Source organism: Metabacillus lacus (genome assembly GCF_009674805.1).
Taxonomy (GTDB): domain Bacteria; phylum Bacillota; class Bacilli; order Bacillales; family Bacillaceae; genus Metabacillus_C; species Metabacillus_C lacus.
In genome coordinates this window covers 1-15976 of the sequence record NZ_WKKI01000062.1, presented here as the reverse complement: position 1 = coordinate 15976, position 15976 = coordinate 1, and the positions used below count along the sequence as shown (strand labels likewise).

The 15976-nt window shown below is 45.0% G+C and carries 16 protein-coding genes and 2 riboswitches; of the genes, 8 read left to right on the top strand and 8 right to left on the bottom strand.

What is annotated here, in order from left to right:
* Positions 1-441: 441 nt before the first annotated feature.
* From GJU40_RS18765 to GJU40_RS18745, 5 genes are all read right to left on the bottom strand, one after another.
* Positions 442-1767, bottom strand: coding sequence for an NCS2 family permease (locus tag GJU40_RS18765; RefSeq protein ID WP_154309584.1), 1326 nt, complete (start codon positions 1765-1767; stop codon positions 442-444).
* A gap of 122 nt (positions 1768-1889) precedes the next feature.
* Positions 1890-1991: riboswitch (purine riboswitch) on the bottom strand.
* A gap of 85 nt (positions 1992-2076) precedes the next feature.
* Positions 2077-3618 (bottom strand): glutamine-hydrolyzing GMP synthase, encoded by a 1542-nt coding sequence (guaA, locus tag GJU40_RS18760; protein ID WP_154309583.1) that lies wholly within the window; start codon positions 3616-3618, stop codon positions 2077-2079.
* Between the two features lie 77 nt (positions 3619-3695).
* A riboswitch (purine riboswitch) is annotated at positions 3696-3797 on the bottom strand.
* 28 nt (positions 3798-3825) lie between these two features.
* A complete protein-coding gene (locus GJU40_RS18755; RefSeq protein ID WP_170289456.1) occupies positions 3826-6003 on the bottom strand; it encodes a transglutaminase TgpA family protein in 2178 nt (725 codons plus the stop codon).
* Between the two features lie 4 nt (positions 6004-6007).
* Positions 6008-7216, bottom strand: coding sequence for a DUF58 domain-containing protein (locus GJU40_RS18750; protein ID WP_154309581.1), 1209 nt, complete (start codon positions 7214-7216; stop codon positions 6008-6010).
* Positions 7213-8175 (bottom strand): AAA family ATPase, encoded by a 963-nt coding sequence (locus GJU40_RS18745; protein ID WP_154309580.1) that lies wholly within the window; start codon positions 8173-8175, stop codon positions 7213-7215. Before GJU40_RS18745 ends, GJU40_RS18750 begins: the two co-directional genes overlap by 4 nt.
* Positions 8176-8329: 154 nt before the next feature.
* On the opposite strand from GJU40_RS18745, the gene GJU40_RS18740 reads away from it, so the two are divergent.
* The 6 genes from GJU40_RS18740 to GJU40_RS18715 all read left to right on the top strand — a co-directional run bounded on the left by GJU40_RS18740 (position 8330) and on the right by GJU40_RS18715 (position 13480).
* A complete protein-coding gene (locus tag GJU40_RS18740) occupies positions 8330-9445 on the top strand; it encodes an acyltransferase family protein (RefSeq protein WP_154309579.1) in 1116 nt (371 codons plus the stop codon).
* Positions 9446-9475: 30 nt separating this feature from the next.
* Positions 9476-9667: a hypothetical protein gene (locus GJU40_RS18735; protein WP_154309578.1), complete on the top strand. Its 192-nt coding sequence runs from the start codon at positions 9476-9478 to the stop codon at positions 9665-9667.
* A gap of 105 nt (positions 9668-9772) precedes the next feature.
* A complete protein-coding gene (pxpB, locus tag GJU40_RS18730; protein ID WP_281350745.1) occupies positions 9773-10489 on the top strand; it encodes a 5-oxoprolinase subunit PxpB in 717 nt (238 codons plus the stop codon).
* Positions 10486-11487, top strand: a complete 1002-nt coding sequence (locus GJU40_RS18725; protein ID WP_154309577.1) for a 5-oxoprolinase subunit C family protein — start codon at positions 10486-10488, stop codon at positions 11485-11487. The genes pxpB and GJU40_RS18725 overlap by 4 nt, the downstream gene beginning before the upstream one ends.
* A gap of 14 nt (positions 11488-11501) precedes the next feature.
* A complete protein-coding gene (locus tag GJU40_RS18720; protein WP_154309576.1) occupies positions 11502-12269 on the top strand; it encodes a LamB/YcsF family protein in 768 nt (255 codons plus the stop codon).
* A 17-nt stretch (positions 12270-12286) separates the two neighbouring features.
* Positions 12287-13480: an NRAMP family divalent metal transporter gene (locus GJU40_RS18715; RefSeq protein ID WP_154309575.1), complete on the top strand. Its 1194-nt coding sequence runs from the start codon at positions 12287-12289 to the stop codon at positions 13478-13480.
* A gap of 104 nt (positions 13481-13584) precedes the next feature.
* Here the strand turns inward: GJU40_RS18715 and GJU40_RS18710 are convergent, their stop codons facing one another.
* Positions 13585-13752: a sporulation protein Cse60 gene (locus GJU40_RS18710; protein WP_154309574.1), complete on the bottom strand. Its 168-nt coding sequence runs from the start codon at positions 13750-13752 to the stop codon at positions 13585-13587.
* Between the two features lie 252 nt (positions 13753-14004).
* Between GJU40_RS18710 and GJU40_RS18705 the strand changes: the two genes are divergently transcribed.
* Both GJU40_RS18705 and GJU40_RS18700 read left to right on the top strand, forming a co-directional pair.
* A complete protein-coding gene (locus GJU40_RS18705) occupies positions 14005-14388 on the top strand; it encodes a hypothetical protein (protein ID WP_154309573.1) in 384 nt (127 codons plus the stop codon).
* A gap of 23 nt (positions 14389-14411) precedes the next feature.
* Positions 14412-14822 carry a DUF6944 family repetitive protein gene (locus GJU40_RS18700; RefSeq protein WP_154309572.1) on the top strand — a complete coding sequence of 137 codons (411 nt, stop codon included), beginning with the start codon at positions 14412-14414 and terminating at the stop codon, positions 14820-14822.
* A 77-nt stretch (positions 14823-14899) separates the two neighbouring features.
* Here the strand turns inward: GJU40_RS18700 and GJU40_RS18695 are convergent, their stop codons facing one another.
* Both GJU40_RS18695 and GJU40_RS18690 read right to left on the bottom strand, forming a co-directional pair.
* Positions 14900-15454, bottom strand: a complete 555-nt coding sequence (locus tag GJU40_RS18695; protein ID WP_154309571.1) for a nitroreductase family protein — start codon at positions 15452-15454, stop codon at positions 14900-14902.
* Between the two features lie 34 nt (positions 15455-15488).
* Positions 15489-15734, bottom strand: coding sequence for a YuzB family protein (locus GJU40_RS18690; RefSeq protein ID WP_154309585.1), 246 nt, complete (start codon positions 15732-15734; stop codon positions 15489-15491).
* Positions 15735-15976 lie beyond the last annotated feature (242 nt).

Here is a 15976-nt window from a genome sequence, read left to right as displayed (position 1 = left end):
TAGGCACGCCGCCAGCGTTCGTCCTGAGCCAGGATCAAACTCTCCAATAAGATTGTTTGACTTGCTCATAGTAAAAATTTAAAACTAGATTTAACGTTGACGTTCTGCTTTGTTTAGTTTTCAAAGATCATTTACAGCAACTTTATTATCATAACACATCACTCGATAACAAGTCAACAACTTTTTTATTTTCTTGAATTTCATCACTTCCGGTTTTTTTGGACCGGAATTACATCTTACCATGCTGTTATATTAGAGTCAACAGTTTTTTAAAACTTATTATTTCCCTGCTGAAATGACAGCTATAGAAATATACCATGTCACACACTCTTTAGTCAACAATCTTTTCACAAAAACACTTTTTGCCTTTTTCCTTCTTATTATAATGTAGAAACAAAATAAAACAGGAGGCAGCATAATCAAGTCGCCTCCTGTTTTTATTTAAGCTGCAAGAAAGATAAAGTATAGGATAAAGATGACAAACATACCGTACATGATCGGATGAATTTCTTTTATACGGCCTTTGGCAATCATCGTGATAGGGTAAAAGATAAAGCCGACAGCAATTCCGGTTGCGATGCTGTAAGTAAGCGGCATCGCAATGATTGTCAAAAATGCAGGAACGGCAATTTCGAATTTGTTCCAATCAATCTTATTAAGGGAAGAAACCATTAGAATCCCTACAATAATTAAAGCTGGTGCTGTTACCGGAGCCGTGATGACGCCGAGCAGCGGAGAAAAGAACAGCGCGAGCAGGAACAGCCCTGCTGTGACTACCGAAGCAAAACCGCTCCTTGCTCCTGCAGCCACACCTGCAGAAGATTCTATATAGGAAGTTGTTGTTGATGTTCCCAGAATAGAGCCCACCACTGTTGCAGCAGAGTCAGCAAATAGTGCTTTACCTGCACGCGGAATTTTATTATCTTTTACAAAACCAGCTTGGTTCGCCACAGCAACAAGCGTTCCAGCTGTATCAAAGAAGTCAACAAACAGGAAAGTTAGTATGACTACCAGCATTTGTATCGTAAAGATTTGGTCAAAATGTGTAAGTGCGGCACCAAAAGTCGGGGCAAGACTTGGTATAGAACCAACCACCTGAGCAGGAGGTGAAATCTGTCCAACGATCATACCGGCAATGGCTGTCACAAGCATTCCGAAGAAAATGCCTCCTTTTACGCCTCTTACCATGAAAATCACAGTCACAACTACCCCAAAGATAGCAAGCAGTGTGCCCCCGTTCATTAAATCGCCAAGACCTACAAGCACTGCATCATTGCTGACGATAATTCCTGCATTTTGAAAACCGATAAAAGTAATAAACAATCCAATTCCGGCACCAACAGCATGTTTCAATTCACTCGGAATGGAGTTGATAATTTTTTCGCGGACGCCCGTCAGTGTTAATACTATAAAAATAAGACCGGAAACCAAAACACCTGCTAAGGCCGTCTGCCAAGGTATTCCCATTGTGAGTACAACCGTGAAAGCAAAGAAGGCATTTAAACCCATGCCTGGCGCAAGCGCGACGGGATACTTCGCAATAATCCCCATCAGCAGACACCCGATTGCAGCAGCTATTGCCGTTGCCGTAAAGACTGCACCTTGATTCATTCTCAATTCTGCAGGCAGATCCGGAATGGCTGCCAGAGAAAGAGTTGTTGGATTTACAAACAAAATGTAAGCCATTGAAAGGAATGTTGTTAATCCTCCCAAAAATTCTTTCCTGTAAGTAGTCCCTAGCTCGTCAAACTGAAAATACTTTTTCAACCTGTTCTCCTCCTATTCAACTTCTATCTATTTTTAGCAAATAAAAAAGCGCCCCCTACCTCAGGAGCGCTTGACGACTACGATACGAAAGAAACGTACAGGCAAAAAAGAGCACAGCTTGACCGCTTCTTCTATATCGTCGTAGTCAAGCCATTTACGGTAGCTTGGTAGAAACTCTCAGGCCATATCCCCAATATTATACGACGTAATTTGACATATTTCTTTGCTTCTTCATTATAGCAAGTTAGGCACAAAGTTGCAATAAAAAAACGAACATTTTTTCAAAAATGTTCGTTTTCGTTCGTGTTTTTACTCCCACTCGATTGTTGCAGGCGGTTTGCTCGTAATATCATACACCACACGGTTGATGTGGTTGACTTCATTCACTATGCGTGTGGAAATTACCTCAAGGACTTCCCACGGAATTCTTGCCCAGTCAGAGGTCATTCCGTCAATAGAAGTAACAGCTCGGATGCCGATTGTATAATCATAGGTTCTTGCGTCTCCCATAACTCCTACGCTGCGGATATCAGGAAGAACAGTGAAGTACTGCCAAATGTCTTTTTCGAGATCCGCTTTTTTGATTTCTTCACGGAGAATAGCATCTGATTCACGGACAATCTCCAATTTTTCTTCGGTTACTTCTCCTAGCACGCGGATGCCAAGGCCCGGTCCCGGGAATGGCTGTCTCCAGACAATTTCATCAGGAATTCCAAGCTCTGTTCCCAATGCTCTTACTTCGTCTTTAAAAAGCGTGTTCAAAGGTTCGATCAGCTTAAACTGCATGTCTTCCGGCAGCCCGCCTACATTATGATGCGACTTGATCGTCTGTGCAGTAGCCGTTCCACTTTCAATAATATCGGTATAAAGCGTTCCCTGTGCCAGGAATTCAATTCCCTGCAGCTTAGTTGCCTCATCATCAAACACGTAAATAAATTCATTTCCAATGATTTTTCGCTTTTGCTCAGGGTCGCTGATTCCTTTCAGCTTGGACATGAACCGCTCCTGTGCATCCACTTTAATCACGTTCATGTGAAAGCCTTCACTGAAGGTTTTCATAACAGCATCAGCTTCATTCTTTCTTAAAAGACCATGGTCTACAAAAATACAAGTCAGCTGGTCGCCGATTGCTTTATGAATCAGGACAGCTACAACAGATGAATCTACACCGCCGCTTAGTGCGCAAAGCACTTTTTTGTCTCCGACTGTGTTTCGTATTTTTTCCATTTCCACTTCAATGAAGTTTTCCATTGTCCATTTTTCTTTGCACTCACATACATCCTGGACAAAGTTTTTCAGCATGTCATTGCCATATTCTGAGTGGCGTACTTCCGGGTGAAACTGCACTCCATACAGATTTCTTTCCACATTGCTCATGGCAGCGTTCGGGCAGGACGGACTTGTTGCATCAACTGTAAATCCTTCAGGAACTTTTACTACAAGATCTCCATGGCTCATCCACACTACCTGCTGCTGCGGAAGTTCATTGAACAAGGCAGGAGAACCATCCACATTAATCAAAGCTTTTCCGTATTCCCTGTGGCCGGCAGGCTCTACTTTTCCGCCAAGATAATGTGTCATCAGCTGCATGCCGTAGCAAATACCAAGAACAGGAATGCCCAGTTGAAAAATCTCATCATCGATACGAAAGGCATTTTCGCCATACACGCTGTTCGGGCCTCCGGACAGGACAATCCCTTTTGGCTGCAGCCTTTTAATCATATCTGCTGTGAGCGTGTGGGGATGTAATTCGCTGTATACGCCCAATTCACGAATTCTGCGTGTAATCAGCTGATTATACTGGCTTCCGAAATCTAAAACTAAGATCATTTCCTGGTTGTTTGCTGTCATAGCCGTCACCTCTTCTATAAAATAAAAAAAACTAGAGTCCGCCTCAAAAAAAGAAGGCAGAATCCAGTTTTGTATACACAAATACATCCTGCCTTCATAGTCAGGTTGTTAACGGCAACCCGGTAGAGACTCTCGAACCGTATTATCGAGGATATATGAAGGATACTCTATTAATTTTTATCATTCTATCAATCTCTTATGATTCGGTCAAGGTGATGTTCTTTTAATTAAATTTTCCCACAATTCCACCGATTTCTCCCATTCTTCACGGGCATCATCATTCCGGTACAGGGCGCGCTCGTAGCTTGCGGTGAGGGCCATCATGTCTCTGCTGCCGTAATAGCGGTCAACATAAGCTGCAAAATCTCTCAGCGTCTGGCCATTTTTGCGTTGAAGTCCCGATCTTTCTAGGTGTTTCAACAAGGCGTTATACGCTTTAAAATATACCTCTCCGTCACGCTGGTTTTTGAACCTGTACACAGCAAGAAGCGGAAGCCACTTTCCTCTCGTAAAAAACACAGCCGTTGCAAACATCAGGAAAATACCAATCACCACATAAATGTATGGTTCGCCAAAGCTGAAAGAAATGTTCTGCCACCAATTATTCTGGTTTTGGCTGGCAGCTTCTTCCGTATCTTCCTCGACTGGCCTCTCGGTATCCTGAGTTTGTGTTTCTTCAGGAACATCCGGCTCCTCGCTCGCATCAGTATCGATGTTGTACGTAAAGTTATACGGATTGGAATAGCCTTTGGTCGGTTCAAAAGGGACCCAGCCAATTCCGTCGAAATATACCTCCACCCATGAGTGGGCATTGTTGTTGGTTACTTCATACTCTCTCATGCTTCCTGAAATATTTCCGGTGTATTCTCCCTCTGTATATCCTTTTATCCAGCGGGCCGGAATGTCCAGCGTGTTCAGCAAGACAGTCATAGAGGTAGAAAAGTTGTCGCAGTATCCCTTCATCGTCTCAAACAGAAACTGATCCACATAGTCATCTTCAGGACCAGGAATAGCGACTTCTTCTGTGTTGTATTCGAAATTCTCAGAGCCGAGGTAGCGTTCTACCGCTTTTACCTTGTCATACTGATTGTCATATCCCTCAGTCAGCTGAAGAGCAAGGTCTTTCACCCGCTGCGGCAAGTCTTCCGGAACATATGAATATGCTCCCTTCCAGATTGGTGCTGCTTTCAAGTCATTGATATCATACGTCGGGTAATCATACTCGACAGTGTAGTTATAAACTCTCGCCTGGCCTCTTCCAGAGCTGAGCCTCGGATAAAAAAGCTCTGTAGCTTCATTGGAGACAAGCAGCTCTGCGGGTTCCTCAGATGAAAAGGACGCAAAGCCGAGCGGGTAGATCACATGCGGGTAAGCATAGTCCGGACTAATAGAGACATTCGCAGTCAGCCTCTGTTTAGGTACAGACTCATCAAACCACTGAACCTTGACAGAATCTGCCGGCATTTCAATGGGAGGTGGAGCTTGCTGATCCCCGTAAGCGAGCCAGCCCTTTCCTGTATACACAGTCTTCGTCTCAACCCGCCAGTAGTGGCGGCGCTGTGTTTCTGCAGTGAAAACCGGAGTATCGTCCTGAATGAAAGGGCCGCCAAGCTGTTCATCATTCGTTCCGTAGCCGATTCTTTTTACACTGCTGTTCATGAGATCATCATCTTCCCTGCCATATGCGGTCAGATACGGAACCGGATCAGGCCAGATTGGATCAGCCTTTGGCGCAGCGAGTCCAATAGCCGTCGCACTTGAAATGAAAATAGTGAGCACCAGCAGCCATTTCAGCTTGGCCCCTCTTCCGACAGAAAAATTTTCAGATTTTCCAAGTCTTTCAAAATATAAATACCCTCCCAAAAAGAATCCAATGAAAACTGTCCGCACAATTGCTCCGGAAGCATCGTAGGGGGAGAACGTATCCAAAACTGTAATGTACACAAAGGTAAGAATCAGGAAAAACATGATCCTGTTTTGATGAAGTATCCAGTAATGCAGCAGATAAACAAGCAGCCACAGCAGGATAAAAAACAGCAGCGTCCGGAAAGAGGACGTCATGTCAATCCACGCCGCCTGCTGAATCATCCCTGCATTATAGATGATGTCTTCCATTACTTGAGGGAGCCATCCCCTGGCAAACATGCTGCCTTCATAAAACAGGAGGTGAAGAATAAACAATATATAAGCAATCTTGACAGGAAACGATATATACCATTTAGCCTGCAGATACGCCAGCATAAAGCTGAACGCAATAAATGTTATAAAGATAACTGTGTGCTGCGTATCAGTAAAATCCTGAAGGGGCCGCAGCCACTCCCATAAAAGCACAAAAGCTGCAATGTAGTATAAAAGGGATGCTGCGAGGCTTCGATTATGTTCCATCAGCTCACCCGCTTTCCCTTGCTGTTTCAAACGCTTCCTGAAATCTGCCTTCTCTAATGACTTTGACAAAGATGCCTCGTTTTGTAAGCCTGTCTATCATAACCTTCTCCTCATTTGCAATATTTCCATAAGCATTTTTCACAATAAAGAGCAGAGTGGAGCCCAGGTGGTTATTTCGTTCAATTTTTCTGTCCAGTTCCATTGTTAATGCGCCTGTAACCAGAATTTTGGACGCCTTTTTCTGCTGTGATGACGCTACCTGCTCGAACACTTTTGCGAAAGAATCTTCCGCATCACAATCGGCTTTTGCGAGATGATAAAAGATATTTCTGAGATGTGCTTCCCCTGACTGCATCGGAAAACGAGCGTGCTCCCTTCCTAATGAAACGAATTCAATCGAGGCACCGCTTTTCAGAACTGCCCTGATGACGGAAGCCGTAAATGAAACAATCTGTTCGAAATCAGGCGTTGGAGATCTATCCATCAGAATCAGCACATCATGGCTTTGAGTCTGCTCAAATTCCTTAATCATAATAGAGTCTCTTCTGGCTGTTGCCTTCCAGTCAATCCAGGCAAACCGGTCGCCCGGCTGATATTCCCTGATGCCATTGGCGAGCGTGGAATTGTCCCACAGCTTTTTATGGTTGCTGCTTCCTCCCTGTTCAATCTGCCTGGTATTTTGATGGTACTTCATCTCTTTATAATGCGGATACACCAAAAAGTGGTCCTCCAGGATGATCAAAGCTTCCTTGTCAATCAGCCCGAGAAGATCGCCGGTCCTGAGCCGGATGCCTGTAAAAGCATGTTCGCCCCTCGGCATATTATCAAGCTGATATGAAACGGAGAAAGATCTTCGGAACCAGGGAAACAGAATTTTTTTACTTCCTTTCGTACCGTTCAGCTTTTCAGGCAGCACTTCTTCCACAATTAAATAAAACAAAGGAAATGGAACCTTTCTGGAGATCGTGACTTCTGCTGCAAGCTTTTCTCCAACTGAAAACCTCTCCTGATTCAACCTTCTCTCAGCACTGAACTTTCCAACAGGGTAGAGCAGCAGGAGAAAGGAGTACAGGGCGAATGGCAGAAACGCATAAAATAAAAACCAGCTGACAAAACCGCCTTGAAACATGGCATAGCTGAACGTGGCTGCCATAAGCAAAAGCAGAGTTGCCAGCTTCCAAGGGAGCTTAATTTTCATTGCAAGCTGTTTCATTGTCTGCTCATCGTCCTCTGTACCGGAACAGGTGTTGAGTTCACAATGCTGTTTAAAACATCGGCGGCTGTGTTTCCTTCAAATTTGGCTTCGGATCTGAGAATCATGCGGTGCGGCAATGTGAAAGGTGCGAGATACTGAATGTCATCAGGAACAATGTAGTCTCTGCCGTGAACAAAGGCATACGCCTGCGCAGCCTTTAAAAGTGAAATGGAACCGCGGGGGCTGGCCCCTAAGTAAATGGAAGGGTGTCTGCGTGTTTTGCTTACAATTTCTACAATATAACGTTTCACTGTTTCATCAGCGTACACATTCTGAATTTCTTTCTGCATGGAAATACATTCTTCTTTCGTTATAACTGCGGAAATGCGGTTAATTGGACGGTCTCTTTCTGCCAGAGACAAAATCTCGAGCTCTTCCGTCACAGTTGGATAGCCCATTTTCAGTTTGAACAAAAAGCGGTCGAGCTGGGCCTCAGGCAGGGGATACGTTCCTTCATGTTCAATCGGGTTCTGGGTTGCCATCACAAAAAACGGCTTTGGAATTTCCCTTGTACGCCCGTCAACCGTAACATTTCCTTCCTCCATCCCCTCCAGAAGGGATGACTGCGTTTTTGGAGACGTTCTGTTAATCTCGTCGGCCAGGACAATGTTGCCCATAATCGGCCCTTCACGGTATTCAAACTCGAGTGTTTTCGGATTATAAATAGAAACGCCTGTAACATCAGACGGTAATAAGTCGGGTGTAAACTGAATTCTCTTAAAATCGGCTCCAACAGATTGCGCCAGCGCCCTAACCATCATAGTCTTGCCCACGCCGGGTACATCTTCAAACAGCACGTGGCCGTCTGCAAGCAGCGCAACAAGACTGAGGACTGCTACATCTCTTTTGCCTACCATAACGAGCTCAATATTTTCAATGACTTTTTCAAGTTTTGGGTGCATCGTTTCGTAGTGCATTTCTCTCCTCCTTATGTCTTCTATAACTATTATACTATTCTGACTAAGAATGCAAAATCCTTTTGCCTGGCAAAAATAAGATTTACATAGTTTCACATAATCAATACTAGGGTATTGAATGAACGCTTTTCTTGCATGAAAAGGAGCTGATTGCATGACTTCATCCTATCCTATTAAAGAGATCTTTTTTCTGAGAAGCATCGCCTGCCTCGGAGTCGTGCTCGTACATGCCATCGCGTGGTCATTTGCATATGAAACTGCCGGAGAGCTTTCAGGAAATGCCATACTCTCACTGGAATACATAAAGCTGCTGTTTATGTTCAGCACCCCGGTCTTTGTGTTCATCTCGGAGCTGCTGCTTGCTCATTCCTACAGGGGCGGGCTTCCGGAAAAATTTTTCAAAAAAAGAATCACATATATCCTTTTGCCGTATCTTTCGATGGCTATTATTTTTGCCGTTGAAACTTCGCTCTCTTCAGGATTAACCTTTTCACAATTTCTGGTGCAGAGTGCAAGCAATATTTTTCTCGGCACTTTTCTCGGTTACTTTGTGCTTGTAATTTTTCAGTTTTATCTGCTGCATTATTTTTTTGGCAGAGCACTTCAAACTGTAAGCCCCGGAAAGCTTCTTGGCATTTCTTTTGCAGTCAACCTGGCTTACCTGTCCTTTTTTAATTTCGTCGATCCGTTTCCTATCCCATATGGAGATTTCATCTGGTTTCATTTATCATGGCTTCCTTTTCCGGGCTGGATTTTTTATTTTTCTTTAGGCTATTGTATCGGCAGTGATTTTGAAAAAGTGATAAAAAAACTGCCGGACTTCAAAGTGCTGATCCTCCTGCTCCCTATTTTGTCCGGAGGAATTGTCGTTCTGATGAACCATTACGGCTATATTACCGTTTCATCATCTAAGCGGGCAGATATTCTTTTGTACTCCTCTGCCATGATTTTCTTTCTGTTATACATAGGAGGCTTGATTCAAAAAATGCCTAGGCCGATTATGCTGCTGAGCAGATATTCTTTTGGCATTTATCTGCTTCATCCGATTTTTCTTGCTATGATCACGGTTGCTGTCGGCGAGCAAATGACCTATTTCTTATATTTGGCCATTACTTATTTTGGCAGCATTCTTTTGTCTATCCTGACGGCATTTTTATTAAACAAAACTAAATACGGATTTGTACTGGCAGGAAAACCGGGGAAAAATCCTTATAAACATCAGCACATTCAGGAAAACCGGGAGAATCCTTATCAAAAAAGGGCTCTTTAGGAAGCCTGTAAACAGGGGTTGTGATCCATCATGGCGAAAACAAGCATTCATCCATTGATTCTGCTCAGCCTTACGATCAGCAGTGCTGCAATGGGATTGTTCTCTTATCAAAACTATGTAGAAAATCAGATGGGCTATACTGCCATCTTTCTGCTGTTATGTTTTCTGATGATCACTCTGGCCGTATACGGATTTGTGAGAAACGGCAAAATAAACAAATGAAGACTCCAGCACGTCCCTGCTGAACAGGGAGGTGCTATTTTTTTTCTTATCATGATTTGTATGTTATTTTTGTTAAATATTCAAATATGTCGAGGAGGGGAAACATTGAATTTCAGTTTACATCCGCTTGGTGATCAGGCGGTCATGATTCAGCTTGGCGAAGAAATCTCCCCTGCGATACAGCGGGAAGTTTCATTGATCGCATCTCTTTTGGATGAAAATACGGAAGACTGGATGATTGAATATGTTCCTGCATTTACAACACTTACCTTGTACTATGATCCCTTTAAAGTCATGCAGGCACCTTGGAACTCCTATCCGCTTCCGTATCCTGCTGTTTGCAGCAGACTGAATACATTGCTTGATCATGCTCATCAAGACAGCGGCATGGCACAGCGCACCGTTACCATTCCTGTCTGCTATGGAGGAGAGCTGGGGCCGGATCTTCAGTTTGTCGCAGACCATAACGGGCTGACTGCTGAAGATGTAATTCGTATCCACTCCACGGGGGATTACGATGTGCATATGATTGGCTTTGCACCCGGCTTTCCATATATAGGCGGAATGCCGGAAACCATTGCCGCACCACGCAGAAAATCACCCCGTCTTAAGATACCTCCGCGCTCGGTTGGAATTGCCGGGAAACAAACAGGCGTTTATCCAATTGAAACGCCCGGAGGCTGGCAGCTGATTGGGAGAACACCGCTGAATCTGTTTCTCCCGAACGAAGATCCGCCAACTCTATTAAGAGCAGGGGACAAGATTCAATTTAAGTCAATCAGTCTGCAGGAATACATAGCGCTTGGAGGAGATGCGGAATGATTAAAATCATCAGGCCGGGCCTGCTTACAAGCATTCAGGATTTAGGAAGATACGGCTACCAGAAATACGGTGTGATTGCAAGCGGTGCAATGGATCAGCTTTCACACCGGATTGCGAACCTTCTTGCCGGAAATGATGAGAATGAGCCGGCCATTGAAATTACTTTAATGGGGCCGCTTATTGAATTTCAGGTTGATGCCTTTATCAGCATTTGCGGCGGTGATTTATCCCCCAGCATTGACGGCAAACCGGTGCGCACATGGCGCCTGCTGTTTGTAAAAAGCGGCAGCAGACTCAGCTTCGGCGCACCGGTATCCGGCAGCAGAGCTTACCTTGCTGTGTCGGGCGGACTCTCAATCGAGAAGGTGATGAACAGCAGATCCACCTATTTACGTGCGGAAATCGGCGGCTATGAGGGAAGGCCGCTTGAGCAGGGAGATATACTAAAAACCAGGAACTCATCCAGCATCTCACCTCGGGCGGCGGAACACTTAATGGGAAAAGCAAGCGGTAAAAGTTTTGCAGAAATGGAATGGACGGTTGCACCTGAATTCCTGCCGGCACTTCACGGACGCACCTCCATCCGAGTGCTGAAAGGAAGGCAGCATCACCTGTTTTCCGAAAGCAGCAGAAAAGCATTTTTCTCTGAACACTTTGCAGTTACTCCGCAGTCAGATCGCATGGGCAGCCGCCTCAAAGGTGCTTCGCTGGAGCTTTCAAAACCTCAAGAGCTTATTTCGGAAGCTGTCAGTTTTGGCACCATACAGGTTCCTGCTGAAGGAAATCCAATCGTTCTTCTGGCTGACAGGCAAACAACGGGCGGCTATCCAAAGATCGGCCAGATTGCTTCCGTGGATCTGCCGGTTTTTGCCCAAACAAAGCCTGGCGATGAGATCCTCTTCAGAGAAATTTCCCATGAAGAAGCACAGCAGCTTTATCTGAAAAGAGAGCAGGAGCTGAAGCATTTAAAACATGCCATAAGGTTAAAACTAAAATAAGGGAGGAAAAAACAATGCCAGTAGTGGATATTAACTGTGATCTGGGTGAAAGCTTCGGAGCCTATACACTTGGAAGAGATGCAGAAATCCTCGATTATGTTACGTCTGCCAACATTGCCTGCGGATTTCACGCAGGAGATCCGGCGACAATGAGAAAAACAGTCAAGATGGCGATGGAAAAAAACGTTGCAATTGGTGCCCACCCCGGCCTGCAGGATCTCGCCGGATTCGGAAGGCGCGACATGAATTTGTCTCCTCAGGAAGCCTACGATTTGGTACTCTATCAAATCGGGGCGCTGTCAGCATTTGTAAAAGCGGAGGGTGGAAGTATTCAGCATGTAAAGCCTCACGGCGCTCTGTACAATATGGCAGCCAAAAGCGCACCTCTTGCTGAAGCTATTGCGGAAGCCGTGTACAAGGTAAATCCTGATATGATTTTCTTCGGGCTCGCAGGAAGCGAGCTGATAAAAGCAGGTGAAAAAGCCGGGCTGCGGACCGGCAGTGAAGTATTTTCCGATCGTACATATCAGCCTGACGGCACGCTGACATCACGCAGGGAGCCAAACGCTCTGATTACCGACCAAAATCAGGCAGTCAGCCAGGTGATCAAGATGGTAAGAAATCAAAAGGTCAGCACTGCGGGAGGACCTGAAATTGATATAAAGGCAGATACAATCTGTATTCATGGCGACGGCGAGCACGCGCTGGATTTTGCCCGCCATATCACAGAGGCCCTGAAGAAAGCCGGTATTACCATTAGCCGCATTGAAAGCTTTAAATAACATCCCTGGAGGTTACAATGGAAAAAAAATCATCCACGCTCAGCGTTCTGCTCGGCGCCGCTTTTCTGATGGCTACGTCGGCCATCGGGCCCGGGTTCCTGACGCAGACGACTGTTTTTACACAAACACTCATGGCAAGCTTCGGGTTTGTTATTTTAATATCCATTATTATTGATATCGGCGTACAGCTGAACATATGGAGAGTCATTGCTGTATCCAAAAAGCGCGCTCAGGATATCGCGAATGACGTATTTCCGGGCCTCGGCGTGTTTCTCGCCATCCTGATTGTGATGGGCGGCCTAGCCTTTAACATCGGAAATATTGGCGGAGCAGGACTTGGTGTAAATGTACTGTTCGGACTGCCTCCCGAAATGGGCGCGCTGTTTAGCGGAATTGTAGCTATTTGTATATTTCTTGTACGCGAGGCAGGCAAAGCAATGGACCGCTTTGCACAGGTAATGGGACTTATTATGATCGGGCTGACCATTTACGTGATGTTCACCGCGCAGCCTCCTGTTGGTGAAGCGGTAGTAAAGACGTTTGTTCCTGATACCATAGATTACCTGGCAATTGTCACCCTTGTCGGCGGTACAGTTGGCGGCTATATCACCTTTGCGGGAGGCCACAGGCTGCTGGATGCAGGCATTACCGGCAAAGAATCCCTGCCCAAAGTAACAAGCAGTGCAGTCAGTGCAATTGGAATTGCTTCTATCATGAGAATCTTTCTGTTTCTCGCAGCATTGGGAATTGTCGCGCAGGGATTAACACTTGATCCTGCCAATCCGCCAGCATCTGTTTTCAGATATGCAGCCGGTGAAGTGGGCTACAAATTCTTCGGAGTGGTCATGTGGGCGGCAGCTGTCAGCTCTGTCATCGGTGCAGCTTATACATCAGTCTCTTTTATTCAGACCCTCAGCAAAACTGTTGAAAAACACCAGAAATGGGTGATCATCGGCTTCATTGCCCTTTCCACCCTTGTGTTTGTTATGATCGGCAGGCCGGTAAGAGTACTTGTCCTTGTTGGTGCCCTGAATGGTTTAATTCTCCCAATTGCGCTCGGCGTCATTCTTGTCGCAGCTCATAAAACCAAAATCGTCGGCGATTACAAGCATCCGCTCTGGCTGACCATTTTTGGCGTGCTGATCGTTATTGCCATGTCTTTGATGGGCGGATACACCCTTTTCACAGGCATTCCGCAGCTATTTAAATAATCTATGGATGAGCTAGTTTCTGCTGCTTCTTCTTTGACAACCACAACAAAACGCACGCTAATATTTCAGCGTGCGTTTTGTTATGTATTCATTTTCATTTATCCTCAGCTGCTCTGAATGTTTCCCCCTTTATAAATGACCATTGCACTGAAGTAGAAGATGGTTGAAGAATATTTGATATCTACTATATCAATAGAACCATTGCTTAGAAAATCATTCACTTTGTCATCCAGTGTTTTTTCAGTCCAGCCTGTAATTGTTTTTACTTTCATTTTTATTCGCCCCCAAAGTTTTCTGCAATGTACTGCCTTCGCCCCATGTCCAAGCCTCATACACATATATGTCTCCACTTGGCAGCCATTGATTTCAATATGCTTACCCCATATTTTAACATCATAACCCATTCCATTTTGCTATTTTTCTTTTCTTTCAGCCCTCCTGCTTATCTGGTGCAGCATGAAAAACACCAATATAGGCATCACCTCATAAAATAAGAATAAAACGAAAATGGAGCTGGATGAACATTGAGTTTAGCTGAATACGGGAAAATTCTTTCAGATATCGGAGGGCACCTCAAGGATATGGGGAGAAGCAGCAGCAAGGAAGCTGCATTATCCCTCGTGCTCACCAATCATAAAACCGTTTGCGAAACAACGGTTGAGAAACTTACATCCATAAAAGCACCTGCTTGTATCTGTTCAGATCATGAAAAATTAATAAAAGCATTCCGTCAGCTTGCCGAAAGTTATGCTCGCCAAATGAAGAGCCTGAACTCTCATGATAAGGTGATAGACGCTGAAACATATAAAGAGGGAAAACAGCTTGAGGAGCAGGAGTTTAACCGCATTGTTCACATTTTGATGTCTCTGATGAAAAACTGCAGCTCATTGCTGCTTCAACAGAATTAGCGGGATGGGAGTGAAGATCAAGAATGACAGAAACCCAAAAGCAGGATAAACAGAGTGAGTCAGACAACACTGAATTGCTGTTAAATATAGAGAGGCAGATTGCTGTTACACAATGGATACAAGCGTTCGGAGTGTTTGCTGAGTCCATTTTGCTGGTGAAACTTTTCAGTATAAAAAATGGAACCAGCAGGAATCCGGCTGTTATCTCAGGCGAGCAGAAAATCGTTACAGGAAACTGGGTGCAAACGATAGGTCAAGTACTGGAGGCAGCCGGTGTGACAGCTCAGATTGACGGCCCCAGCATAGGCCTTCAAAGGCTGACTGTCACGGGAGATATCATTCAATCCATAGGAGCGGCACTTCAGGCGGCAGGAGGAGAGCAGATTATTGCAGCGGAAGTCACACAGCAAGCCTTTGAGCCGTTTATCCCTTAATATCTTCTATGACTTCCGTTCTATAAAAAAGCTTCCCGGACATCCCGGGAAGCTTTCTTTTCATTCAAACTCCGTTTCTATTGAATCCACTTTGTTACGTCCTCAACCGGTTTTCTTTTTCCTTCCTGGAGACTGCGGAGCGGAAAACCAAAGTACAGGAAACCTAGGACCGTTCCTTCTGCAGGAAGACCGAGAAATTCTTTCATGAGCGGATCATACGTTGGCTGCCCTGTTCTCCAAATGCCTGCAAGACCAAGACTGTGTGCTGCCAGCAGCATATTTTGCACAGAAGCATACACAGCTCCCAATTCCTCCAGTTGAAAGGCTTTTGGATTCTCTCCCGGTGCTGCTGCGGCTGCAATTATAACCGGTGCACGAAATGGTTTCTCCAATTCTTTTTCCAGTTTCTTTTCGTCTGTTTCCCCGTTTTTCTGCGCTATTTTGACCAAAACATTGCCAAGCTGCTTTCTTCCGTCTCCCTTTATGACAAAGTAGCGCCACGGTTCTGTTCTGAAATGGTTTGGAGCCCATGTTCCCGCCTCTAAAATCTGCCTGATGACCTCATCTTCCACCTCGTCATTCTTTACCAGACCAAAGCTGCGGCGTGTTTTGATTGCTTTCAGTATATCCATCGCTGTTCCCCCTTATTTCCTGTCTCTGCCCATACTATGTATAAACAGCCAGCTCCGTTTCTATCTGTTTTTTAATAAGGGACAGACATTTCTCCGCTGTTTTAGCAAAAATGCGCTTACCATTGACAATTGCAAAAGGACGCTTTGCGCACATTCCGCAAAAAGACAAACAGCTGCTTGAGATAACAGCAGCCTCCGGATATTGAGATTCGAGCATTTCCTCTACCTCCGATATATTGAAGTAGCCAGCACCGCATATTTCTACTACTACAATGCCCATGGCATCTATCACCTCCCGCTGTTCTCTTAGTTGTTCCTCAGCCATTTTTCTGCTTTCGTTCTATCAATCTTCATCTGATGCACAAGAGGTTCTATCCCGTTAAAAGCAATTTCTTCACGCTTGAACTACCCGCCACTTAACTGCTCTTGCGAGCTGTTTGAAGTGGGGGATTCCTAAGAACACCAGCGTAACCGCTAGTTATGGATTAGGCTATCCCGTTGCACCGACGGTTAGAAGCCTTA